This is a genomic window from Streptomyces poonensis (assembly GCF_014650915.1).
In the GTDB taxonomy this organism is placed as follows: domain Bacteria; phylum Actinomycetota; class Actinomycetes; order Streptomycetales; family Streptomycetaceae; genus Streptomyces; species Streptomyces poonensis.
The window spans coordinates 1,442,740-1,464,164 of the sequence record NZ_BMVW01000001.1; the positions used below are offsets into that span (position 1 = coordinate 1,442,740).

At 71.1% G+C, this 21,425-nt stretch carries 25 protein-coding genes; 15 read left to right on the forward strand and 10 right to left on the reverse strand.

The window, feature by feature from the left end; all coding sequences use genetic code 11:
• Positions 1–55 precede the first annotated feature (55 nt).
• A complete protein-coding gene (locus IE242_RS06485) occupies positions 56–817 on the reverse strand; it encodes a phosphoglyceromutase (protein WP_189856064.1) in 762 nt (253 codons plus the stop codon).
• Positions 818–1,001: 184 nt separating this feature from the next.
• Here IE242_RS06485 and IE242_RS06490 point away from each other — a divergent pair, with 184 nt between their 5' ends.
• Both IE242_RS06490 and IE242_RS06495 read left to right on the forward strand, forming a co-directional pair.
• Positions 1,002–1,634 (forward strand): RraA family protein, encoded by a 633-nt coding sequence (locus IE242_RS06490; protein WP_189856491.1) that lies wholly within the window; start codon positions 1,002–1,004, stop codon positions 1,632–1,634.
• A gap of 129 nt (positions 1,635–1,763) precedes the next feature.
• The gene (locus IE242_RS06495) at positions 1,764–3,059 is read left to right on the forward strand and encodes an MDR family MFS transporter (RefSeq protein WP_189856066.1); all 1,296 of its coding nucleotides are present in this window, start codon (positions 1,764–1,766) and stop codon (positions 3,057–3,059) included.
• Between the two features lie 31 nt (positions 3,060–3,090).
• Here the strand turns inward: IE242_RS06495 and IE242_RS06500 are convergent, their stop codons facing one another.
• Together IE242_RS06500 and IE242_RS06505 are read right to left on the reverse strand one after the other, a co-directional pair.
• Entirely contained in the window at positions 3,091–4,332 is a 1,242-nt protein-coding gene (locus tag IE242_RS06500; protein ID WP_189856067.1) for a helix-turn-helix domain-containing protein, read from the reverse strand.
• A complete protein-coding gene (locus IE242_RS06505; RefSeq protein ID WP_189856069.1) occupies positions 4,329–4,649 on the reverse strand; it encodes a putative quinol monooxygenase in 321 nt (106 codons plus the stop codon). The genes IE242_RS06500 and IE242_RS06505 overlap by 4 nt, the downstream gene beginning before the upstream one ends.
• Before the next feature lie 169 nt (positions 4,650–4,818).
• Between IE242_RS06505 and IE242_RS06510 the strand changes: the two genes are divergently transcribed.
• From IE242_RS06510 to IE242_RS06535, 6 genes are all read left to right on the forward strand, one after another.
• Complete coding sequence (locus tag IE242_RS06510) at positions 4,819–5,163, forward strand: hypothetical protein (protein WP_189856072.1); 345 nt, start codon at positions 4,819–4,821, stop codon at positions 5,161–5,163.
• Positions 5,160–5,513, forward strand: a complete 354-nt coding sequence (locus IE242_RS06515) for a hypothetical protein (protein WP_189856074.1) — start codon at positions 5,160–5,162, stop codon at positions 5,511–5,513. The genes IE242_RS06510 and IE242_RS06515 overlap by 4 nt, the downstream gene beginning before the upstream one ends.
• Before the next feature lie 203 nt (positions 5,514–5,716).
• Positions 5,717–6,013 (forward strand): hypothetical protein, encoded by a 297-nt coding sequence (locus tag IE242_RS06520; protein WP_189856076.1) that lies wholly within the window; start codon positions 5,717–5,719, stop codon positions 6,011–6,013.
• Positions 6,014–6,100: 87 nt separating this feature from the next.
• A complete protein-coding gene (locus tag IE242_RS06525; RefSeq protein ID WP_189856078.1) occupies positions 6,101–6,343 on the forward strand; it encodes a hypothetical protein in 243 nt (80 codons plus the stop codon).
• A gap of 83 nt (positions 6,344–6,426) precedes the next feature.
• Positions 6,427–6,711 carry a hypothetical protein gene (locus tag IE242_RS06530; protein ID WP_189856080.1) on the forward strand — a complete coding sequence of 95 codons (285 nt, stop codon included), beginning with the start codon at positions 6,427–6,429 and terminating at the stop codon, positions 6,709–6,711.
• Between the two features lie 87 nt (positions 6,712–6,798).
• Positions 6,799–7,071, forward strand: a complete 273-nt coding sequence (locus tag IE242_RS06535; RefSeq protein ID WP_189856082.1) for a hypothetical protein — start codon at positions 6,799–6,801, stop codon at positions 7,069–7,071.
• A 50-nt stretch (positions 7,072–7,121) separates the two neighbouring features.
• Here the strand turns inward: IE242_RS06535 and IE242_RS06540 are convergent, their stop codons facing one another.
• Entirely contained in the window at positions 7,122–7,577 is a 456-nt protein-coding gene (locus IE242_RS06540) for a DUF2000 family protein (RefSeq protein WP_373299461.1), read from the reverse strand.
• Positions 7,578–7,626: 49 nt separating this feature from the next.
• Here IE242_RS06540 and IE242_RS06545 point away from each other — a divergent pair, with 49 nt between their 5' ends.
• Entirely contained in the window at positions 7,627–8,481 is an 855-nt protein-coding gene (locus IE242_RS06545; RefSeq protein WP_189856086.1) for a helix-turn-helix transcriptional regulator, read from the forward strand.
• A gap of 3 nt (positions 8,482–8,484) precedes the next feature.
• Here the strand turns inward: IE242_RS06545 and IE242_RS06550 are convergent, their stop codons facing one another.
• Together IE242_RS06550 and mshA are read right to left on the reverse strand one after the other, a co-directional pair.
• Positions 8,485–8,976 carry a type III secretion system chaperone family protein gene (locus tag IE242_RS06550; RefSeq protein ID WP_189856088.1) on the reverse strand — a complete coding sequence of 164 codons (492 nt, stop codon included), beginning with the start codon at positions 8,974–8,976 and terminating at the stop codon, positions 8,485–8,487.
• Positions 8,977–9,008: 32 nt separating this feature from the next.
• The gene (gene mshA, locus IE242_RS06555; protein ID WP_189856090.1) at positions 9,009–10,355 is read right to left on the reverse strand and encodes a D-inositol-3-phosphate glycosyltransferase; all 1,347 of its coding nucleotides are present in this window, start codon (positions 10,353–10,355) and stop codon (positions 9,009–9,011) included.
• Between the two features lie 305 nt (positions 10,356–10,660).
• Here mshA and IE242_RS06560 point away from each other — a divergent pair, with 305 nt between their 5' ends.
• The 3 genes from IE242_RS06560 (at position 10,661) to IE242_RS06570 (ending at position 14,878) form a co-directional block, all read left to right on the forward strand.
• The gene (locus IE242_RS06560) at positions 10,661–11,479 is read left to right on the forward strand and encodes a class I SAM-dependent methyltransferase (RefSeq protein WP_189856092.1); all 819 of its coding nucleotides are present in this window, start codon (positions 10,661–10,663) and stop codon (positions 11,477–11,479) included.
• Positions 11,480–11,754: 275 nt separating this feature from the next.
• Positions 11,755–12,873 (forward strand): C40 family peptidase, encoded by a 1,119-nt coding sequence (locus IE242_RS06565; protein WP_189856094.1) that lies wholly within the window; start codon positions 11,755–11,757, stop codon positions 12,871–12,873.
• Positions 12,874–13,294: 421 nt separating this feature from the next.
• Positions 13,295–14,878 (forward strand): PP2C family protein-serine/threonine phosphatase, encoded by a 1,584-nt coding sequence (locus tag IE242_RS06570; protein WP_189856095.1) that lies wholly within the window; start codon positions 13,295–13,297, stop codon positions 14,876–14,878.
• Between the two features lie 74 nt (positions 14,879–14,952).
• Here the strand turns inward: IE242_RS06570 and IE242_RS06575 are convergent, their stop codons facing one another.
• From IE242_RS06575 to IE242_RS06585, 3 genes are all read right to left on the reverse strand, one after another.
• On the reverse strand, positions 14,953–15,282 hold the full coding sequence (locus IE242_RS06575) for a DUF2516 family protein (protein WP_189856096.1): 330 nt from the start codon (positions 15,280–15,282) through the stop codon (positions 14,953–14,955).
• Positions 15,283–15,514: 232 nt separating this feature from the next.
• Complete coding sequence (locus tag IE242_RS06580; protein ID WP_189856098.1) at positions 15,515–16,165, reverse strand: hypothetical protein; 651 nt, start codon at positions 16,163–16,165, stop codon at positions 15,515–15,517.
• Positions 16,166–16,253: 88 nt separating this feature from the next.
• Positions 16,254–16,865, reverse strand: a complete 612-nt coding sequence (locus IE242_RS06585) for a helix-turn-helix domain-containing protein (RefSeq protein WP_189856101.1) — start codon at positions 16,863–16,865, stop codon at positions 16,254–16,256.
• Between the two features lie 248 nt (positions 16,866–17,113).
• Between IE242_RS06585 and IE242_RS06590 the strand changes: the two genes are divergently transcribed.
• Positions 17,114–18,433 carry an aminotransferase class I/II-fold pyridoxal phosphate-dependent enzyme gene (locus tag IE242_RS06590; protein WP_189856103.1) on the forward strand — a complete coding sequence of 440 codons (1,320 nt, stop codon included), beginning with the start codon at positions 17,114–17,116 and terminating at the stop codon, positions 18,431–18,433.
• Between the two features lie 247 nt (positions 18,434–18,680).
• A complete protein-coding gene (locus IE242_RS06595; protein ID WP_189856105.1) occupies positions 18,681–19,400 on the forward strand; it encodes a glutamine amidotransferase-related protein in 720 nt (239 codons plus the stop codon).
• 24 nt (positions 19,401–19,424) lie between these two features.
• On the opposite strand, the gene IE242_RS06600 is transcribed toward IE242_RS06595, so the two are convergent.
• Positions 19,425–19,976, reverse strand: coding sequence for a P-loop nucleotide/nucleoside kinase family protein (locus IE242_RS06600; protein ID WP_189856107.1), 552 nt, complete (start codon positions 19,974–19,976; stop codon positions 19,425–19,427).
• A gap of 553 nt (positions 19,977–20,529) precedes the next feature.
• Between IE242_RS06600 and IE242_RS06605 the strand changes: the two genes are divergently transcribed.
• Entirely contained in the window at positions 20,530–21,420 is an 891-nt protein-coding gene (locus IE242_RS06605) for a nitroreductase/quinone reductase family protein (protein ID WP_189856109.1), read from the forward strand.
• Positions 21,421–21,425 lie beyond the last annotated feature (5 nt).

A 21,425-nucleotide genomic window follows, 5' to 3' on the forward strand; every position in this document is an offset into this window, starting at 1 on the left:
CGGAAAGCCCCCTACCGACGGAGAACCCGCAGGTAGGGGGCTTCTTGGTACCGGCTTACTTCTTCTTGCCCTGGTTCTTGACCGCCTCGATGGCCGCCGCGGCGGCGTCCGCGTCGAGGTAGGTGCCCCCCGGGTTCAGGGGCTTGAACTCGGCGTCCAGCTCGTAGGTCAGCGGGATGCCGGTGGGGATGTTCAGGCCCGCGATGTCGGCGTCGGAGATGCCGTCCAGGTGCTTCACCAGGGCGCGGAGGCTGTTGCCGTGGGCGGCGATCAGGACCGTGCGGCCGGTGAGGAGGTCCGGGACGATGCTGTCGAACCAGTACGGCAGCATGCGGTGGACGACGTCCTTCAGGCACTCCGTGCGCGGGCGCAGCTCCGGCGGGAGGGTCGCGTAGCGCGCGTCGTGGAACTGGGAGTACTCGGCGTCCGCGTCCAGCGCGGGCGGCGGGGTGTCGTACGAGCGGCGCCACAGCATGAACTGCTCCTCGCCGAACTCGGCGAGGGTCTGGGCCTTGTCCTTGCCCTGGAGGGCACCGTAGTGGCGCTCGTTCAGGCGCCAGGAGCGGTGGACCGGGATCCAGTGGCGGTCCGCGGACTCCAGCGCGAGCTGCGCGGTGCGGATGGCGCGCTTCTGGAGGGACGTGTGGACCACGTCGGGCAGCAGGCCGGCGTCCTTGAGCAGCTCACCGCCGCGCGTCGCCTCCTTCTCGCCCTTCGGAGTGAGGTTGACGTCCACCCAGCCGGTGAACAGGTTCTTCTCGTTCCACTCGCTCTCGCCGTGGCGGAGGAGGATCAGCTTGTACGGTGCGTCGGCCATGGTCCTGAGCGTAATCGAAGCCCTTGATCCCTTGCGCGGGCGGGCCGGGGGCGAATGGCTGGCGGTGAGGGCGGCGCGTTCCCTGTTGTTCCGCCACCCGCTTCCCCATTTATCTTGACGTCAAGATACTTGCCGGGCAAGCTGCTGTCGGCCGCTCACTTCCGCACGACGCAGGAGGAAGACGATCAGCGAGTTCAGCGAGTTCAGCGAGTTCAAGAGCACGCCATCCACCGCCCTCGCCGACCTCCTCGGACGTCAGCAGGTGATGGACATCGGCATCCGCCCGCTGTGGACCCCGGTGCCACGCGTCGCCGGTCCCGCGTACACCGTGCGGTGCCCTCCCGGCGACAACCTCATGCTGCACGCGGCCATCTACCGCGCGGAGCCGGGATCGGTCGTGGTCGTCGAGTCGGGTGACGTCGACCACGCCCTCGCCGGCGGGAACGTGTGCGCCGTCGCCCAGCGGCGGGGGATCGCCGCGTTCGTGGTCGATGGAGTGATCCGGGACCTGGCCGAGGTGAGGGAGGCGGGCTTCCCCGTCTTCGCCCGGGGCGTCATCCCCATCCCCGGGACCAAGAAGGCCATCGGCTCGCTGGGCGGCGAGGTGCGCTGCGGCGGTGCGCTCGTGCACCCCGGGGACGTCGTGGTGGCCGACGAGGAGGGTGTCGTGGTCGTGCCCGGTGCCCGCCGGAAGGAGGTCCTCGATGCCGCCCGCGCCAAGCTGGCCAAGGAGGCCGGCGAGTCCCTCGACGCGTGGGAGGAGCAGCATCGCGCGCGCATCGATCAGCTCCTCACCCAGCACGGCTTCGACGGGTGACCGACCGGCCTCCCGCACCAGCCCTGACCGCGCCAATTGACTGCTTCCGTTAATTGACTGGCCTCCGCGCCCGTCACGCTCGTAAGTTGTGCCTACTTAGTGAGCCACTTACATCACCGGGGGATCCCCATGCCAGTCACCGCCGTGAGACGTGCCCTGCGGGAGACCGTCTCCGGGCTACCGCGCGAGTTCTGGTGGCTGTGGACCAGCACGCTCGTGAACCGGCTGGGGGCCTTCGTCGCCACGTTCATGACGCTGTACCTGACGCTCGACCGCGGGTACTCCGCCTCGTACGCGGGTCTGGTCGCCTCCCTGCACGGGCTCGGCGGGGTGATCTCCTCGCTCGGCGCGGGTGTTCTGACCGACCGGCTCGGGCGGCGGCCCACGCTGCTCGTCGCCCAGGCGTCGACGGCCGTGTCCGTCGCCCTGCTCGGCTTCATGCGCGACCCGGTCGCCATCGCCGCCGTAGCCTTCCTGGTCGGCGCGGCCAGCAATGCCTCCCGGCCCGCCGTGCAGGCGATGATGGCGGACATCGTCCGGCCCGAGGACCGGGTGCGCGCCTTCTCGCTCAACTACTGGGCGATCAACCTCGGGTTCGCGATCTCCTCCGTGGCCGCCGGGTTCATCGCCCAGGCCAGCTATCTCGCGGGGTTCCTGATCGAGGCCGGGATGACGATGGCCTGCGCGATCCTCGTCTTCGTGAAGCTGCCGGAGTCGCGGCCCGCGCAGGTCGCGAAGGAGCACGCCGGGTCCGGGGCGGAGGCGGAGATCGGGCTGGGCACCGTACTGCGCGACGGTCGCTTCATGAGCGTGGTCGGGCTGTCCTTCCTCGTCGCGCTCATCTTCCAGCAGTCGTCGATCGGGCTGCCGGTGGCCATGGGCGCGGCCGGGTTCACGTCCGCCGACTACGGGCTCGCCATCGCCGTCAACGGTGTGCTGATCGTCGTCCTCCAGATCCCCGTCACGCGTTTCATCGAGCACCGCGATCCGCGTCGCCTGCTCGTCATCTCGTCCGTCCTGGCCGGGTACGGCTTCGGGCTCACCGCCTTCGCCGGGTCGGTCGGTGTCATCGCGCTGACGGTGTGCGTGTGGACGCTGGCCGAGATCGTGAACGCGCCCACGCAGACCGGGCTGGTCGTACGGCTGTCGCCCACGCACGGGCGCGGGCGCTACCAGGGCATGTACACGATGTCGTGGTCCGTGGCCGGGCTCGTCGCTCCGCTGATGTCCGGGGCCATCGTCGACCGGTGGGGCGCGGAGTGGCTGTGGGCGCTGTGCGCGGTCGTGGGGACCGTGGCCGGGGTGGGGTACTGGGTGCTGATGCGGGGGCTGCCGCAGGATCAGGAGGAGTCGCCGGATCCGCTTCTCAAGGAACCTCGCTTGGCCACGTCCGGAGCCGAGGAGGCAGGGGTCGGTACCGCGTGACGGCCGATGGCCCGGCCCGACAGAGCACGGGTCATACCGACGCGTTCACGCGGTCCGCGAGAGCACGCAACTCGGGCGAGGCCGCGCGTCCGGCCATCAGCATCAGCTCCCGGACGACTTCGCGGGCGGTCGGGTGGTTACGGATGACCTCGGGGGTCACCTCCTCGGCTGCCAGCAACGAGGCCAGCGCGTCGCCGAACTGCCGTCGCTGAGTGTGCGCGCGTCCGACGTCCATCAGCATCCGTGCTCGCCGCTCGGCCGACAGCCCGCTCGTGTCCACGGTGTCGGCGATGTCGAGGGCCTCGCCGGCGTCGCCGAGCTCGACGGCGGCGGAGACCGCCTGGATCTCCACGTTGACGGGGCCGAACTCCAGGTTGTAGTCGTTCCGTCCGTCACCGACCCGCTCGGCCACCGCCCGTGCCCTGGAGATCTGCTCCCGTGCAGCCGTCCGATGTCCGGAACGGGCGTGTACCAGCGCGAGGGCCAGGTGCAGGGACCCGAGGACGGACAGCTCCTCCGTTCGCACCGGTTCCGATTCCGCGTGCGGCGCCAGGGCGTTGATGGCCGTCACGGCCGCGTGTTCCGCCTGGTCGAGGTGCTGGAGCCGGACGAAGGCGTGCACCAGGCGGAAGACGCCGACGAACACTCCGAGCTCGTCGTCGGCCTGCTCGGCCGCCCGAATGGCGCGGTCGGCGGCCACCCACGCCGCGTCGGCCTCGTTCTGACGTACGAACGCCGAGGCCAGCGCCTGGTACGTACGGGCCAGCAGCTGACGCGCCACCGAACGGTCCCCGTCCGAGGCCGTGCGGGACACTCGCTCCAGCCGCGGTACGAGCGGTCCGAGCGCCTCACTCAGCTCGGCGAAACGGCCGGCGTGGGTCAGCGCCCAGACCCGGTCCACTTCCTGGCACAGTTCGTCGAGCCTGCCACCGGGGTCCTCCTGGCGAGGGCCGAGAAGGACGTCCAGTGCGGGATGCCCCGAAATCGCCAACCGGGCCTGGTCCAGGTCGTTCCGGCTCTCCGCGGCCGCTGCGGCTTCCGGCTCGGAGGCGGTCGGCACCTCCGGCTGGAGCACGTTGAGCGCCACGTCCAGGCCGTCCGCGAGCAGCCGCAGCACGTCAAGCCGGTTGACCGGCTGAATACCCCGTTCGACCTGCGACACCCAACTGGCGGTACGACCGATCGACGCGGCCAACTCGCCCTGAGTCAGCCCCCGTCGACGTCTCAGCTCCGCCACCCGTGCCCCGAAGTCCTGTCCGCCGGGCGCCGTCACGACTGCGTGGCCACCTTTCCGTCGATCACGTCGAGGAAGGTCACCTCGACGCCCGCGAGGTACTGCTCGCGCTCGGCAAGGAAGTGTCTGGTGTGTTCCTGCGCTTCGTGGGCCGCGAAGGCGTCCCGGTCCGCGTACAGCTCGTAGAAGACGCGAGCCAGTGGATCGTCGGCCGGTGTGTGACGGACGTAGGCCAGTGTTCCGGGCTCGTACGCCTTGATGCCCTCCAGGGTCCGGGCGCAGAGCGCGTCGAATGCGGCTGCCGCCTGTTGACTAGCGAGCGAGAAGCGGACGACAAGACCGAATCCCTGGGTCATGTGCACTCCCTCCAGTGGCGCACAGTGTGGCAGTCACTCTTCAGAGTTACGAGCCGCAGTTTTTCTTAACTCACAGTGCCCCTGCGGCTACGGTCAGATCACGCAAAGCCCCCGCGACCGCGCTGCATGCGGTCCGGAGGCACGGCCCACCTGAGAGAAGCAGGTAGACATGCCGCACCTTATCGCCCTCCTCCTCACCTGGCTGCTGAGACTGCTGCTGCCGCCCCGTGGCCGGCACAGGGCGGTTCCGAGGACCTCCTCGGCCCTCCTTGCCGGACAAGAGATCGGAGAGGGAGTCCGAGACGCTTCCGCGTGCCCACCGGTTCCCCCGTCGCCCTGGCTGCCCGGCGAAGCCTCCCCCCTCGTACGCCCCTACCTCCTCACCCCCGCCGAACTCGCCCACCGCAAGCACGTCCGCCGACAGCAGCGCCACCGTCGTCGCGCCCTCTGGCTCGCCACGTACGGCGTCGACGTGGGGCCCCGTCGTATCCACGGTGTGGAGGTGCCCGCGTGACGTACGACGTCAGCGAGCCGCGACCGGCCGAGTCCGTCACCGTCCCCCGTCTCCTTCCCTGGGCAACGCCCGAGGGCAAACCCTGCTATCTGCTCACCGACGAGCAAGGCGGTCCCCTTTCCCGCAGAGCCGACGCTCTGGAGGCCTCGCAAATCGAGATGGGGCATCGGCTCCTCGGTCACTCCGACGCGTTGGTGGGTGATCCGCAGGTCGGCGCCCCCGAGCTGCGCTACCTCTCCGCCCGGCTGACCGAGGCCCTCCGGGACAGCCTGCGGATCGCCGAGAGCCGCGGGGCCCGGTTGTCCGGGGCGACGGCGGGAGCGACGGAGGCGGAGTCGGCCGTGGAGTGAGTGCCTGTGCCAAGTGGGCGGGGCGTCAACATGGCGGCCTCCTGGTTGAGGCTTCCGGTTGCGTGTCCCCGGGGCGGTGCGGCCGTTGACCGGTGCGTCAGGTGTTCATCCGACGACACGGAGATGTGACGAACCGTGTGCGGACCGTCTGACCATCCGTCCCGGCCGGCCCCGATGCACGGGGCAGCGAAACGAGGAGACCCATGAGGCGATACGCCCTGCCCGCGTACTGGAAACCCCGCCTGATCGCGCTCGGCCCCGTCGCCGCGCTGTCCGGCATGGTCCTCCTGGCCGGGGCCGGGGTGGCGACCGCCGACACCAACACCGGCACCGAGAAGTCCACCATGCTCTGCAACGTGGTGCTCCTCTCGCCGGGCGCGGACGTCGGCGGCTGCCGCAACGTCCAGGTCACCGGCCAGGACATGGTGAAGAACGGCACCGCCAACACCTCGGTCGTCGACTACGCCAAGGCCGAGACGGTCGCTGGACTGCTGCCCTGACCGCCTTCTGGCGCTCGTCCGGCCGAGCTTCGGCCGCGCGCAGGCGCCACCCGTCCCCCTCCCAGCATCTTCTCGAAAGGCACGTCCATGTACGCGTTCGTGCGCCCCACCGCCCTGCTGGTTGTCGTCGGCGCCCTCGCAGCGGCCACCGCGGGCGCCGCCGCGGCCGACACCAACAAGAGCCAGCAGACCTCCAACATCAGCGGCCCCATCATCCCGCTGCTGTCCCCGGCCGGTGCCCGCCCCGACAACGGTCAGACCAGCCGGCAGTTCAGCGACAAGGCTTACACCACCAACTGGGCCGTCCTCGACTACTTCGGGCCCTGGTGATGTCCGCCACCAGCAGCACATCTTCGGCCAACACGCACTCACGAAGGCAGGCCCGTCCCGTGAACACAACCATCACACGATCCGTGACACTCGCCCTGGCCACCGGTGCACTCGGCCTGGCCGCAACCGGCATCGCCAGCGCGGACACCAACAAAAGCCAGCAAGCCTCCAACGTCAGCGGCCCCACCGCCCCCGTCCTGTCCCCGGCCGCCGCCCGCCCGGACGACGGCCAGGGCAGTCGGCAGACGATGGACAAGGCCCACAGCACCAACTGGGCCGTCCTCGACTACCTCGGCGACAAGCCGTTCGATGACGACAACGAGCGCCACGGGATCCTGAGCGGAAACAACATCCTTTCCGACAATTGATCACCGTTCTAGCTGCTACTTCCCCGGCCCCTCGTCAGCAGTGAACGCCCCGCCCATCACCCACCGAAAGCAGGTACATCCATGGCCATGACCAAGAGCATCACGCGGCCGGTCACGCTCGCCCTCGTCACCACCGCCCTCGCCCTGGCCGCCACCGGCTCCGCCACCGCCGACACCAACAAGAGCCAGCAGACCTCCAACATCAGTGGTTCCACCGCGCCCGTCCTGTCCCCCGGCACCGGCCCCGGTGACAACCACCAGAGCAGCGAGCAGGCCATGATCAAGCGCCACACCAGCAACTGGTCGGTCATCGACTACATCGAGGCCCCGAGCCTCCCCAGCGTCGCCGCCGGCGTCTGACCCGCCCCTGCACCACTGTGACCGCGCACGCGGACACGCGTCCCGCACCCTCACGGATGCATCCGCGCCCCCTTCAGCACCTTGTCCACCGCGTTGCGCGGGCCGTACACCGACAGGCCCACCAGGTCCAGGTCGGCCGTTCCCACGGCCCGTACCGCCGCACGGTTGTCGCGGTCGTTGCCCGTGGTGAAGAGGTCCGACGTGAACACCGCGCGCGGGAGGGCGCGGGAGAGCACGCGCGCGTGGGCCGTCTTCAGGGTCTCCTTGGTGCCCTGGAAGACCAGGACCGGCTGGCGGAACATCGGCAGGTACGCGACGCCGTCCGCGTCCTCGTACGGGTCGCCGATCACTTCCGGCACCTGCGTGGCCAGACCGCTCACCAGGAAGGCGGTCACGTTGAGGCGCTGCCAGGGCTCCAGGTCGTCCCGCAGCAGGACGGCGATCTTGGTGTCGAAGCGGATGGGCTCCGCGGTGTTCTCGGTGTACTCGGTGGTCATCGTGCTCATGCCTTGAGACTGCCGATCGCCGCACGGCCGCGTCTTGTACGTTCTTTGCATGCCCTCTCGGACCTCTCGGGCGGAAGGCCGCGAGATACGCGACGTCACCGCCTGGCGCCCCCACGTCCCGGGCATCGTCGAGGTCTTCCACGCCCACTACACCGAGTACGCGTACCCCATGCACGTCCACGACGCCTGGACCCTGCTCATCGTCGACGACGGCGCCGTACGGTACGACCTCGACCGGCACGAGCACGGCACCCCGAACGGCACGGTGACCCTGTTGCCGCCGCATGTGCCGCACAACGGGGAACCGGTCACGGAGGCGGGGTTCCGCAAGCGGGTGCTGTATTTGGATGCGACCGCACTCGACACCGGTCTCACCGCGCTGGACACCGGTCTCATCGGGGCGGCGGTCGACTCGCCCGATCTGAACGATCCGCTGCTGCGGCGGCGGATCGGGCAGGTGCACACCGCGCTCGCGCGGCCCGGTGACGAGCTGGAGGCGGAGAGCCGGCTCGTGCTCGTCCGGGAGCGGCTGCGGGGTCATCTGCGGCCCCGTCACGGCGGCGAGCACGGGAGCCGTCCACTCGACGGCCGGCCGGTCGCCGGGCAGCTGCGTGAGCTGCTCGACGAGCGCGTCACCCAGGGTGTGACCCTGGACGAGGCCGCCTCCCTCGTGCACGCCCACCCCGCGCACCTCGTCCGGGCGTTCAGCAACGCCTTCGGTATCGCGCCGCATCAGTACCTGATGTCACGGCGCGTGGACCGCGCCCGGCGGCTGCTGCTCGACGGGCGGCCGGTGAGCGAGGTCGCCGCGCTCACCGGCTTCTACGACCAGGCCCATCTGAGCCGCCACTTCAAACGGCTGGTGGGGGTGCCGCCCGGACGGTACGCGCGGACCGCCCGGTGACCGTCAGTCGTCCGCGCGTCGCGTCAGATGCGCGAACGCCTCCAGGTTCCGCGTCGACTCCCCCCGCGACACCCGCCACGCGTACTCCTTGCGGATCGCCGAAGCGAAGCCCAGTTCCAGAAGTGTGTTGAAGGAGCCGTCGGCCGCCTCCAGGACCGAGCCGAGCAGGCGGTCGATCTCCTCGGGGGTGACGGCGGCGAGGGGCAGCTTGGCCACCACGTACACGTCGCCGAGCGGGTCGACCGCGTAGCTCACGCCGTAGAGCTTGAGGTTGCGCTCCAGGAGCCAGCGGTGCACGCCCTCCGCGTTCTCGTCCGGGTGCCGGATCACGAAGGCGTTCAGGGAGAGCGAGTGCCTGCCGACGATGAGGGAGACGGTCGTCGACAGTTTGCGGGTGCCGGGGAGCTTCACCACGTAGTTGCCGGGGGCGGGGCTCTCCCACTCGAGTTCCGCCTCGGCGAGGAACCCCTCGATGATCGACGCTGCGTCAGCCATGCAGGGAGCGTACGTCAGCCGTATCGGCCGTCTCAGCCGCGGTGGGCACGCGCGCGGACCTTGCGGCGGTGGGACTGGACGGCTTCCGTGTAGACGTCCGCCGTCGTGGCGGCCGCCGTGTCCCAGCCGAAGGACTGGGCGTGCCGGGCCGCCGCCGCGCCCATGCGGTCGGTCAGGTGCGGGTTCTCGGCGAAACGGCGCAGCACGCGCGCGTAGTCCACAGGGTCGTGGCCGGGGACGAGGAAGCCGGTCTCCTCGTCGCGTACGGCTACGGGGAGGCCGCCGACCGCGGCCGCCAGCACCGGCGTACCCGCCGCTTGTGCCTCTATGGCGACCAGTCCGAACGACTCGCTGTACGACGGCATGACCAGCACCGACGCGGCCCGGAACCAGTCCGCGAGCTCGTCCTGCCGTACGGGCGGGCGGAAGCGGACCACGTCGGCGATGCCGAGCCGGGCGGCGAGCTTCTGCAGGCCCTCGGGTTTGGCGAGGCCGCTGCCGCTGGGGCCGCCCACGACCGGGACGACGATCTTCGACCGCAGTTCCGGGTGCTCGCCGAGGAGCGCGGCGACCGCGCGCAGCAGGACGTCGGGGGCCTTCAGGGGCTGTATGCGGCCCGCGAAGAGGGGGATCAGCGCGTCCTGCGGGAGGCCCAGGCGGGCCCGGGCGGCGGCGCGGCCGTCCGCGGGGCGGAAGCGGTCGAGGTTGACGCCGGGGTGGACCACGGCGACCTTGGCGCGCTCGGCCTCGTAGTGGCGCACCAGTTCGTCGGCCTCTTCGGCGGTGTTGGCGATGAGGCGGTCGGCCGCGCGCACGATCTGCGTCTCGCCGATGACACGGGCGGCGGGCTCGGGGGTGTCGCCCTCGGCGAGCGCGGCGTTCTTCACCTTGGCCATGGTGTGCATGGCGTGGACCAGGGGAGCGCCCCAGCGTTCGGCCGCCAGCCAGCCGACGTGGCCCGACAGCCAGTAGTGCGAGTGGACCAGGTCGTAGTAGCCGGGGCGGTGGCCCGCCCACGCCTGCATCACGCCGTGGGTGAAGGCGCACAGCTGGGCGGGCAGCTCCTCCTTCGCCAGCCCCTCGTACGGGCCCGCGTCGACGTGCCGGACGAGTACACCGGGCGCGAGTTCGACCGAGGGCGGGAGGGCCGCCGTGGTCGCCCTGGTGAAGATCTCGACCTCGATGTTGATCGCGGCGAGGCGCTGGGCGAGCTCCACGATGTAGACGTTCATGCCGCCGGCGTCACCCGTGCCGGGCTGGTGCAGCGGCGAGGTGTGCACCGAGAGCATGGCGACCCGGCGGGGTCTGCGGGAGGGCAGCCGGAGCCGCGGCGATGCCGACGGAGAGCGACGCACGAGCCTGCTCGCGTACTGGCTCACGGGGCGTTCCTCCTTGTAGGGGCGGTACGGGCGCCTCGTGTTCTGGTACGACGGTACGGGCGCCGCGCGTCGGGCCTGCCGGTCGGAGGGCACAGGTTCCCCTCCGGAGAGGGGAAACACCGGAGCTCGTCGCTCCATTTCCGCTTTGCTGAATTATTACGAAGATCGCTCAACCGTTCGACACAGGGTGGGCGTACGGGTGACCCCGCACTGGGAGCGATGCACCCCGTACGGGTGACATCGCAGGGAGATACGGGTGACTCCGCGCGGTGAGCGGTACGGGCCCGCCGCCTACCCTCGTATCCATGACATCCCGCGCAGCGTCCCGCCCCCGCCCCGTGGGCACGGTGACGCGCGGGACCACGAACCCCAACCGGCTGCGCCGCATGGACCGCTGGATCGCGGCGGTCCACGGCGCCGAACTGCGCCGCGCCACGGACCCGGTGGCCGTCGACCTCGGCTACGGGGCGGCCCCCTGGACCGCGGTCGAACTGCTCCGGCGACTGCGTACGGCCGCGCCCCGCACCCGGGTCGTCGGCGTCGAGATAGAACCGGCCCGGGTCGCGGCCGCGCTGCCGTACGAGCGCGAGGGCCTGGTCTTCCGGCACGGCGGCTTCGAGATACCCGTGCCGGGCCGGCCGGCGCTGATACGCGCGGCGAACGTGCTGCGCCAGTACGACGAGGACGAGGCGGCAGCCGTCTGGGAGCGGCTGTGCGCCCGGCTCGCCCCGGCGAGCGACCGCTCCCGGGGCGGGCTGCTCGTGGAGGGGACGTGCGACGAGATCGGCCGCCGGCACGTCTGGGTCGCCCTCGGCCCGGAGGGCCCCCGCACAGTCACCTTCGCCGCCCGCCTCGGCTCCCTGGACCGCCCGTCCGACCTCGCCGAACGCCTGCCGAAGGCACTCATACACCGCAATGTCCCGGGCGAGCCGGTGCACGCCTTCCTCCGCGACTTCGACCGCGCCTGGGCGGCTGCCGCCCCCTACGCCTCGTACGGCGCGCGCCAGCGCTGGATCCGCGCGGTCCGCGACCTGGGCACCGACTGGCCGGTCCGGGACGGGGCCGCGCGCTGGCGCCAGGGTGAGGTCACGGTGGCGTGGGAAGCGCTGGCGCCCCGCGGTTGACCCCCTCACGGGCCTCTTGCCTACCTCTTGCGGGCCTCTCGCGCGCTTCGGATCGCCTTCGGGTGCCGCCGATGGGAACGCCGCGGATGAGTCGTACGTCACATGGTCGGGGAGACCGCCACGTAGGAGACCGCGCACGGGGAGGGAGTTCTCCCCGGAGTAACTTCTCGTATCCGTCGCGGTCTGTCGCGGAACGAGCCGACGTGGCACGATCCTCCAGACGTTCACAAGCTACCGACGATTAATCTGACGGTTCATCAGGTAGGGGGCAGCGGATGGGAACCCGTAAGCGGACTCTGACCACGGCTGCCGCGGCCCTGGTCTGCGCGGTGACCGTACTGGGCGCACCGGGCATCGCCTACGCGAGCCAGATGAAACCGTTCCCCGGCCCCTCCCCCAGCGCGACGAGCCCCTCCGGCTCGGAGAGCTCCCGGAGTTCGGCTCCCGTCAGCAACGAGGAGATCGAAGCCGTCCGCAAGCAGCTGGAGAAGCTCTACCACGACGCGGCGGTGGCCACCGACCGGTACAACGCCGCCGAGGAGAAGGCCGAGAAGCAGTCCGCCGAGGTCGTCGAGCTGGCCCACGAGATCGCCCGGGGCAAGGCCAAGCTGGCGGAGCTGAAGGACCTCATCGGCGCCGCGGCCCGCGCCCAGTACCGCGGCACCGGTCTGCCGCCCGAGGTCAAACTCTGGCTCAGCGAGAACCCGCAGGAGTTCCTCGACGGCGCCGGCCGGGTCCGCCAGGGCCAGCGCGCCTCCCAGGGCCTGCTCGCCGAACGGGAGCGGACGCAGGAGGATCTGGAGCAGTACGCGCAGGACGCCTCCGCCCGGATGAAGCAGCTGGAAGCCAACCGCAAGGCCAGGGCCGAGGCCAAGAAGAAGATCACGAAGCAGATCGCCGCGGCGGAGGAGCTGGAGTCCCAGCTCGAGCAGGAGGAACGGGAGCGGCTGGCGCAGCTGGAGAAGGAGGCCGCGCAGAAGGCGCAGACCGCGTGGCTGGGCTCCGGCGTGCTGGACGACATCACCGGCACCGCGTCCGAGCGGGGCAAGAAGGCGGTGGCCTTCGCGACGAAGCAGATCGGCAAGGCGTACGAGTGGGGGGCCGAGGGCCCGAAGACGTACGACTGCTCGGGGCTGACCTCACAGGCCTGGGCCGCCGCCGGCGTGCCCATCCCGCGTACCTCGCAGGAGCAGTGGAAGCGGCTCGAACGCATCGGCATCGAGGACATGCGCCCCGGCGACCTGATCATCTACAACAAGGACGCGAGTCATGTCGCCCTGTACGTGGGCGACGGCATGATGGTCCACGCCCCGCGTCCGGGGCGGACGGTGACGCTCGCCGGCGCGGGCACCATGCCGATCCTGGGCGTCGTACGACCGGACACGGACGCCTGATCGTTACGGCCACCTTCGCGGCGTCGGCACGGGCCGCGCGGATTCACGCGAAGTCACTCGGCTTCACGCGAAGTCACTCGGCTTCACGCCGATGCACTCGGACTCACGCCGATTCAGCCGATTCACGCGCTCCGCATGACGCGACCGCGTACGCGTGTGACCCGCCCGACGTGACCCGTCCCATGTGACGCCCGGCACGCTCCTCTCTCCGCACCGACCGGTGCGTGACATTGGTCATCCCCGGTGCGGGCCGGGCCGTGTCCAAGTGCGTTACAGCTTGCGGCATATGCCGGTGGCCGAATGCCAGTCGGCTCGCCGCCGACCATTCCGCTGTGGCGCCGCCTGACGCTATGGTCCCCGTCGGTGGGTCGACGTCCTTCGAGCCACTGTGCCCTCGGGGGGAGGGAAGGAACCCAAGACGATGCCCGTACCCGTACCGCGGCAGAGGGCGATCCCGGCCGTGGAGAGTGGTCAGGCGCCCGCCGTGCCCGCACCCGACAGTCCGGCCGGACACCCGTCCGGCGGCCCGGCGGGACACCCGTCCGGCGATCCGGCGGGACACCCGTCCGTCGGCCCGGCGGTGATTCCCGGGAACCCGGCCGGAGAGGGGGCGGACCCGCACATGGGCGTCAGGACCGCCGCCCCCGCCGACAGCGGCACCAACCTCACCGTGCTGCTGATCGAGGACGACCCGTCGGGCGCCCTGAGCGTGCCCGACCTGCTCGACGCCGCGGGCAAGCCGATCAAGGTACGCACCGCCCGGAACCTCACCGAGGCCGAGCGGCTGCTCACCGACGACGTCCACTGCATCCTGCTGGACCTCGCGCTGCCGGCCCCGGGGCTGCCCCAGACGGCAGGCTCCGCCCGTACACAGGCAGCTCAGGCCACACAGGCCACACAGGCGGCACAAGCGGCGCAGGGAGCCCTCTCCGGCGACCCCTCCGCCGCCGAGTTCGACGAGCTCGCCGTGCTGAAGCACGTCCTGCGGCTCGCGCCCCGGCACGCCGTCCTCGCGCTCACCGCGTCCGGCGACGCGGAGCGCGGCGCCGAGGCGGTGCGCGTCGGCGCCCAGGACTACCTCTTCCGTGACGAGCTGGACGCCCGTCTGCTGAGCCGGGCGATCCGGTACGCGGTGGAGCGGAAGCGTTCCGACACGGCCGAGCGGCGCCTCACCGAATCCAGGCTGCGCGCCCAGGAGAACGCCCGCCTCGAACGCGGCCTGCTGCCCACCCCGCTGCTGGAGGGCTCCTCGCTCCGCTTCGCCGCCCGCTACCGCCCGGGCCGCTCCCGCGCCCTCCTCGGCGGTGACTTCTACGACACCGTCCGCACCCCGGACGGCACCGTCCACGCCATGATCGGTGACGTCTGCGGGCACGGCCCCGACGAGGCGGCGCTCGGCGTGGAGCTGCGGATCGCCTGGCGGGCGCTGACGTTCGCGGGGCTGTGCGGTGACGAGCTGCTCTCCACGCTGCAGCAGGTGCTGGAGCACGAGCGTGAGAACGACGAGATCTTCGCGACCCTCTGCACGGTCGACATCGCGCCGGACGGCCGCAGCGCGGGCCTGTGCCTGGCCGGCCACCCGTCCCCGCTGATCGTCCGTCCCGGCCCCGCCCGGGTCCCGGCCGCCCCCGGCACGGGCGGGGCCGGCCCGACGGCCGAGCTGCTGCCGTACGAGAACAACGGCCCCGCCCTCGGCCTGCTGCCGGAGGCCCGCTGGCCGCGCACGCAGATCGAGCTGGGCGGCTCCTGGAGCCTGATGCTCTACACGGACGGTCTGATCGAGGGCCGCGTCGGCGACAGCGGCGACCGCCTCGGCCAGGACGGCATGGTCGCCCTGGTCCACCGGCTGCTCGCGCAGGGCCTGCACGGCGAGGCGCTGCTGCGGGCCGCCGTGAACGAGGCCCGCGATCTCAACGGCGGCGAACTGACGGACGACGTGGCGGTGCTGCTGCTGGACCGGGAGCCGGATCAGGGTCAGGGTCAGGAGCAGCATCAGGCGGGCTGATCCCGGTCCCGGCGGGTGCCGCCGGGACCGGCCGCAGGGCCGACCCGCCGACCCTGCGGCGCATACCGACCGGCTCAGCGGCCTCCGTTGTACGGCCCGTACGGTCCGTCGCTGCTGGAGCCCTTGCGGCCGCCGCCGGAGACCTGCCGGAGCGCGGGCCGTACGTCGACGAAGAAGACGATGGTGGCGATGAGTCCGGCGATCTGCAGGAAGAGGAACGGCACGAAGAGGTTCACGGCGACCGTGACGCCCAGGATGATCATCCAGAACATCTTGTTCTGCTTGTCGGCGGCGCGATACGCGTCCTCGCGCGCCAGTGCGGCCATCACCAGCGCCACCACCGCGAGCACCAGCATGGCGGTGTAGATCAGCCACATGAGGCCACCGAATGCCGTCAAGAGCACAATGCCCACCACCCGATCGAGTCGTCCTACGGCCACCGTACCCGGAGAACGGGCCGGGGCATCCTGAAGTGCCCCGGCCCGTTTCACAAGTGCGCCGACCGTCCAGAAGTACGTCCAGTACGTCTGCCGCGTCCGCTGCGACTGCCGACCAGAGGCACGCCCACCGCGCCTCGGCCCCATGACCGCCCGCCCGCATCCGCCGTGACCTGGCGGGCGGCAGCGGGCGGCACGGTCACTTGGCCGTCGGGGTGGTCTTCTTCGCCGTCGTCGTCTTCTTGGCGGCCGGGGCCTTCTTCGCCGGGGTCGCGGGCTTCCTGGCGGAGGCGGGCGCGGACGCGGTCCTGGACTCGGCGGCCACGGCCGGCTTCACCTCCTCCTTGCCCTCGGCCGGCTTCGTCTCCGGCTCGACCGCGATCGCGAGCTCCTCGATCTCCTGGGCGGCCTCGCCGCGCCACTGCCGCACGGCCTGCTCGCCGTGCTCGGCGACCTTCTCGTAGGTCTCCCGGGCCTTCACGGCGTACTCGGCGGCGACGCCGACACCCCGCAGCGCGAGGTCCTGGGCGGTCTCGCCGAGCTTCTTCAGGTCGGTGTCCAGGGTGCTGAGGAACTCGTTGACCTTGGTCTGGAGGGTCTCCTGCGTCTCCTTGACGCGGGCGGCGGCCTTCTCCTGGGTCTCCTTGACCCGGGCGGTGGCCTTCTCCTGCACGGCCTTGGGGTCGGTGTGGCGGACGGCCTCGATACGGGCCGGGGCCTCGGCCCGCAGCTGCTCCACCAGGTGCGGGACCTTCTTGGCCTGCTGGAGGGCCAGGTCGGCGGTACCGGCGGCGAAGTAGAGCGGGGTCGGGTCGCTGAGGGTCTTGCGCAGGTCGTCGGTGATGGCCATGGTGATGGTCCTCCCGGATTGGCTTTCGGCTGAGGGTTTTGGGGTGGTACGCGGTGACGACCGCCGTGCCGCCCTGTGAGTCGCCGGGTCAGCTGGCCGTCTGCTGCGGACCGGCATCGCTCCCGTCGTCCGCGCGGAGTCCGGCGCCGGCGCCGGCGCCGGCGCCGGCGCCGGCGCTGTCGCTGCCGCTGTCGGTGGACTGGACGGCGGATATGTCCGTGCGCATGTCCGGACGTATGTCCGCATGCGCGTCTCCCGCCTTCCGCGCGCCTCGCGCGCCTTGGGTGCCCTGGGTGCCCTGGGTCTCCTGAGCGCCCTGACCGTCCTCGTCCGTTCCCGGTCCCGTGCCCTCGAACCCGTTCTCCTTGCGGAAGGACTCGTAGATCTGGAGCAGCACCTGCTTCTGCCGCTCGTTGAGCGTCGGGTCGGCGAGGACGACGGCGCGTGTCTCCACCTCGACCCTGTCCCGCTCGGCGTCGAGGATGCCGGCGCGGACGTACAGCGTCTCGGCGGAGATCCGCAGTGCCTTGGCGACCTGCTGGAGCACCTCCGCGCTGGGCTTGCGCAGCCCGCGCTCGATCTGGCTCAGATACGGATTGGACACCCCGGCGGCGTCGGCGAGCTGCCGCAGCGACAACTGCGCGTTGCGCCGCTGCTCGCGGAGGTACTCACCGAGGTTGCCGACGTTGAGCGATGCCATGTCTCCACCATGCCCCACCTCGCTAACTGTTGCAAGCACCTCGCTAGCAAAAGTGAGCCGCGTCGTGACGGGCCTTCCGGGCCCTCGCCCCCACCGAACCCGCTCTCCGACCGGTCCGCGACTGGTCCTCGACTGGTCCGCGACTGTCCGCGTGAAGCCAGGACGCTCATTTGACATAGGACATAATTTGTTATGACCTATGTCAAACGTTGTGATCGCGGGATCGCGGGAGGAGGTGGTGGTGCCCCATGCAGATCAGCGGGACGACGGCGGCGGAGATCGCGGGCAGTGTGCGGGACCTGATCGCGTCGGGCCGGTTGGCGTCGCGGGACCTGCTCCCGCCGGTCCGCAAGCTGGCCGCGGAGCTGGGGGTGAACCGGAACACGGTGGCCTCGGCGTACCGGCAGCTGGTCGCCGCCGGTGAGGCGGAGACCCGCGGCCGCGGCGGGACGGTGGTGACGGGGGTGCCGCAACTGGCCGGCGAGGGAGCGTGGTTCGGCGGCCGCCTGATCGATCTGGCCAGCGGCAACCCCGACCCGGAGCTGCTCCCCGATGCGCTGCGGGCGCTCCGGGGCGGTGAGTACCGGCCCGCGCTGTACGGCGCGCCGTCGGTCGATCCGGACCTCGCCGACTGGGCGGCGGCGCAGTTCGGGCCGGACGTTCCCGTGGACGGCTTCCGGGTGCTGGTCACGCATGGCGCGGTCGACGCCACGGAGCGGCTGCTGAACACCTATCTCACCAGGGGCGACGCGGTCGCGGTGGAGGATCCGTGCTTCCTGGCCAGCATCGGCACGCTGCGGCTGAACGGTCTTCGCACGGTCGCGGTCCCGGTCGACGAGGCGGGAATGCGGCCGGAGGCCCTGCGAGCGGCGCTGGAGGGCGGGGCCCGTGCGGTGGTGTGCACGCCGCGGGCCCACAACCCGACCGGTGTGGGCGTCACCCGCGAGCGCGCCGCCGAACTGCGGTCGGTCCTTGCGGCGCATCCCCAGGCCCTGGTCATCGAGGACGACCACTTCTGGGCCGTCTCCGGCGCGCCGTATCACCGGATCACGCCGCCCGAGGTCTCGCGGTGGGCGTTGGTGCGCTCGGTGTCGAAGTTCCTCGGGCCGGATCTCCGGCTCGCGCTGGTCGCGACGGACGAGGAGAGCGCCCAGCGCCTGCAGACGCGGCTGAACACCGGGACGACGTGGGTGAGCCGGCTGCTGCAGCACGCCGTGCACCGGCTGCTGAGTGATCCGCAGGTGCACGAGCTGACCGCCCGCGCGCGCGAAACCTACGCCGAGCGCAGCGGGTTGCTGCTCGCCGAGCTGGGCGAGCGGGGCATCGGGCGTCCGGCCGGCTACCGGCCGGACGGCCTGAACGTCTGGGTGCCGCTGGGTACGGAGGCCCGTGCGGTCGCGGATGCGCTGGCGCGGCGCGGGTGGGCGGTCCAGCCCGGCCACCTCTTCGCCGCCGGGTCCGGCGGCGGCGGCCAGGAGATCAGGGTGACCACCTCCACGCTCACCGCTCAGCAGGCACGCGAGTTCACCGACGACCTCGCCGCCGTCCTCCACGTCCACCCCGTTTGACCCGCCCCGGGCAATCGCCGGGGATGTCCGGCACATGCCCACTGCCGAACGCCCGCCGCGCGCCGCGCCGGGACCGGCCGGCTGCCGTCGAGGCGCCCGGCCCGCCGTCGAGGCACCCGGCCCTCCGTTCTCGGCCACCGTCCGCCGCCGACGGCACGGGCCACCGCGGCGGCCCACTCCCACGACACACAGATGACACAGACACACAGACACACAGACACACAGAGACAGAGAGACCGGCACAGCCATGCGCACACACATCGTCGTCCACGAGGCGTTCGAGGCCCCGGGGGCCTTCGAGGACTGGGCCCGATCCCGGGGCCACGACCTCGGCTTCTCGCGGGTCTACGAGGGTGACGCGCTGCCCGCGTCCGGCCAGGACATCGACCTGCTGATCGTGATGGGCGGCCCTCAGCAGCCCAGCACGACCGTCGAGGAGTGCGCGCACTTCGACGCCGCCGCGGAAAAGGCCCTCATCTCCTCCTGCGTCGAGGCGGACAAGGCGGTCATCGGCGTCTGCCTCGGTGCCCAGCTCATCGGGGAGTCGCTCGGTGCCGCCTCGGTACCCAGCCCGAACACGGAGATCGGCTCCTTTCCCGTCACGCTCACCGACGCCGGCCGTGAGCATCCCTTCCTCACCGGCTTCGGGGACTCCTTCAGCACGGGCCACTGGCACAACGACATGCCGGGCCTCACCGCCGACGCGACCGTGCTGGCCACCAGCGCCGGATGCCCCCGCCAGATCGTCGCCTACGGTCGCCACGTGTACGGCTTCCAGTGCCACATGGAGTTCACCCCGGACTGCATCGAGGCCCTGATCGAGCACGACGAGAAGGAGCTGGCCGCACTCGCCGACCGGCCCTACGTCCAGCAGCCCGCCGAGCTGCGCGCCAACGACTACACCGAGATGAACGTCAGGCTCATGACGTTCCTCGACCGGCTCGCCGCGGACCATGCCGCCCGTTGACCAAGGCCCTACCCGGTCAAGGCCCTACCCGGTCGAGGCCCTGTCACCAGGGCTCATCCGACGAGAAAGGGCATCCGCGATCTGCCCGGCGGCCTGGGCGGGCGTGAGGTGTGTGGTGTCGACGACCTCGGCCTCGCCGTGCAGCCACGTACGAGCCGCCTCGGCATAGGGCTCGAGGTGATTGAGGCGGAACGGGGAGGGGACGGGAGAGGCCCCCTCGATACGCCGACGGAGGGTGTCCTGGTCGGCGTGGAGGACGAAGTGCCGCACCGGGATGGCGTGGTGGGCGAGGCCCGTGCTGATCTCACGCCAGTACTGCTCGACCAGGACCGTCATGGGCATCACCAGAGTGCCGCCGGTGTAGTCGAGTATGCGGCGGGCGGTCTCGACCACGAGCGGCCGCCACGGCGGCCAGTGCTGGAAGTTGTCCGTCTCGGGCAGCCCAGGCGTGATGTCCATGAGCGTCTCGCCGACCTTCTCGGCGTCGAACACCCGTGAATCCGGGATCAACTGCTGCACGAGTGCACTGGTCGTCGTCTTGCCTGCGCCGTGGGTGCCGTTGAGCCATACGATCACGGGATCCGACGCTAGCGCAGACAGCGAGCCCATGGACGGCCGTGCGACCAAGTCCCGGACAGGGCAAGACCCACGAAGACTCGCGAAGTCGCGTGAAGACTCGCGAAGACTCGCGAAGACGCACCGAATACGGCATTGCCTTTTCCTCACCCAGGGCATTACTCTCCTGCCCATGACTGCCGGGTCGGCCTTGTGCCGTGAGCGAGTTGGGTGCCCGGCCTCCGAGTGAGGTCGGCGCGGGCGAGAGGCCCGCCTGTTTTCTGTTCTTTTCTCTTCTCCGGGTGCACTGGTCACTGGACACCTCTTTACCGTGCACCGATCACCGCCGGCGACCGCAGGTCACCGCGCCCGTACGGCGCCACCACGGCCTCCATACGGCGCCGTCGCGGCCCCCGTACGCCGCCTCCGGCTCACCCGCTCCCGGATTTCCCTTTCCGTATCGAGCGTCCTTATTCAGCGTCCGCGCCCATGACATTTCGGCCTGCCCGAAAACGAATGTGCGCCGATGTCCTCGTGCGCGAAATACCGCGCCCTCACCGCAGGAAAGCAGGCAATGCCCCACCCCATCGCCTCCTTCAACCAGCAGATCATCGACGAGTTCCGCGCCCACCACGGACGGGTCGGCGGCCCCTTCGAGGGCGGCCGGCTCCTCCTGCTCACCACCACCGGCGCCCGCACCGGCACACCGCACACCACCCCCGTCGGCTACCTCCCCGACGGCGACGGCAGGGTCCTGGTCATCGCCTCGGCGGGCGGCGCGCACCGGCATCCGGACTGGTTCCGCAATCTCCTCGCGCACCCGCGCGTGACCGTCGAGGACGGCGTGTTCACCTACGAGGCCGAGGCCGTGGTCCTGGCCGGGGAGGAGCGCGACCGGGCCTTCGTCCGGGCGGTGGAGGCCGATCCGGGGTGGGCCGAGTACCAGCGGAAGACCGACCGCGTCATCCCCGTGATCGCCCTGCACGAGATCGCCCAGGGCGGCCCGCCGAACGTCAACGCCGGCTCCCCGGGCGAAGCCATCAAGGTCGTCCACGACGCCTTCCGCCGCGAACTGGCGCTCATCAGGCGTGAGTTGACGCGGACGGGCGGCAGTTCGGGCACCCTCGGCGCCCAGCTGCGCATCAACTGCCTCACTCTCTGCCAGGGCCTGCACAACCACCACACCGGCGAGGACACGGCCCTGTTCCCCCGCCTCCGCGACCGCCACCCCGAACTGGCCCCCGTCCTGGACCGCCTGCGCGAGGAGCACGAACGGATCGCCGCGCTCCTGGAGGACCTCCGCCGGGTCCTGGCCGACGCGGCGGCCGACGGCACCGGGCCCGGCCGCGACCGCGACACCGACCGCGTACGCCACGAGGTCGAGCGCCTGACCACCGAGCTCGAGGCCCATCTGACGTACGAGGAGGAACAGTTGGTGCCCCTGCTGGGCGCGGTCACGATCTGAGGGGA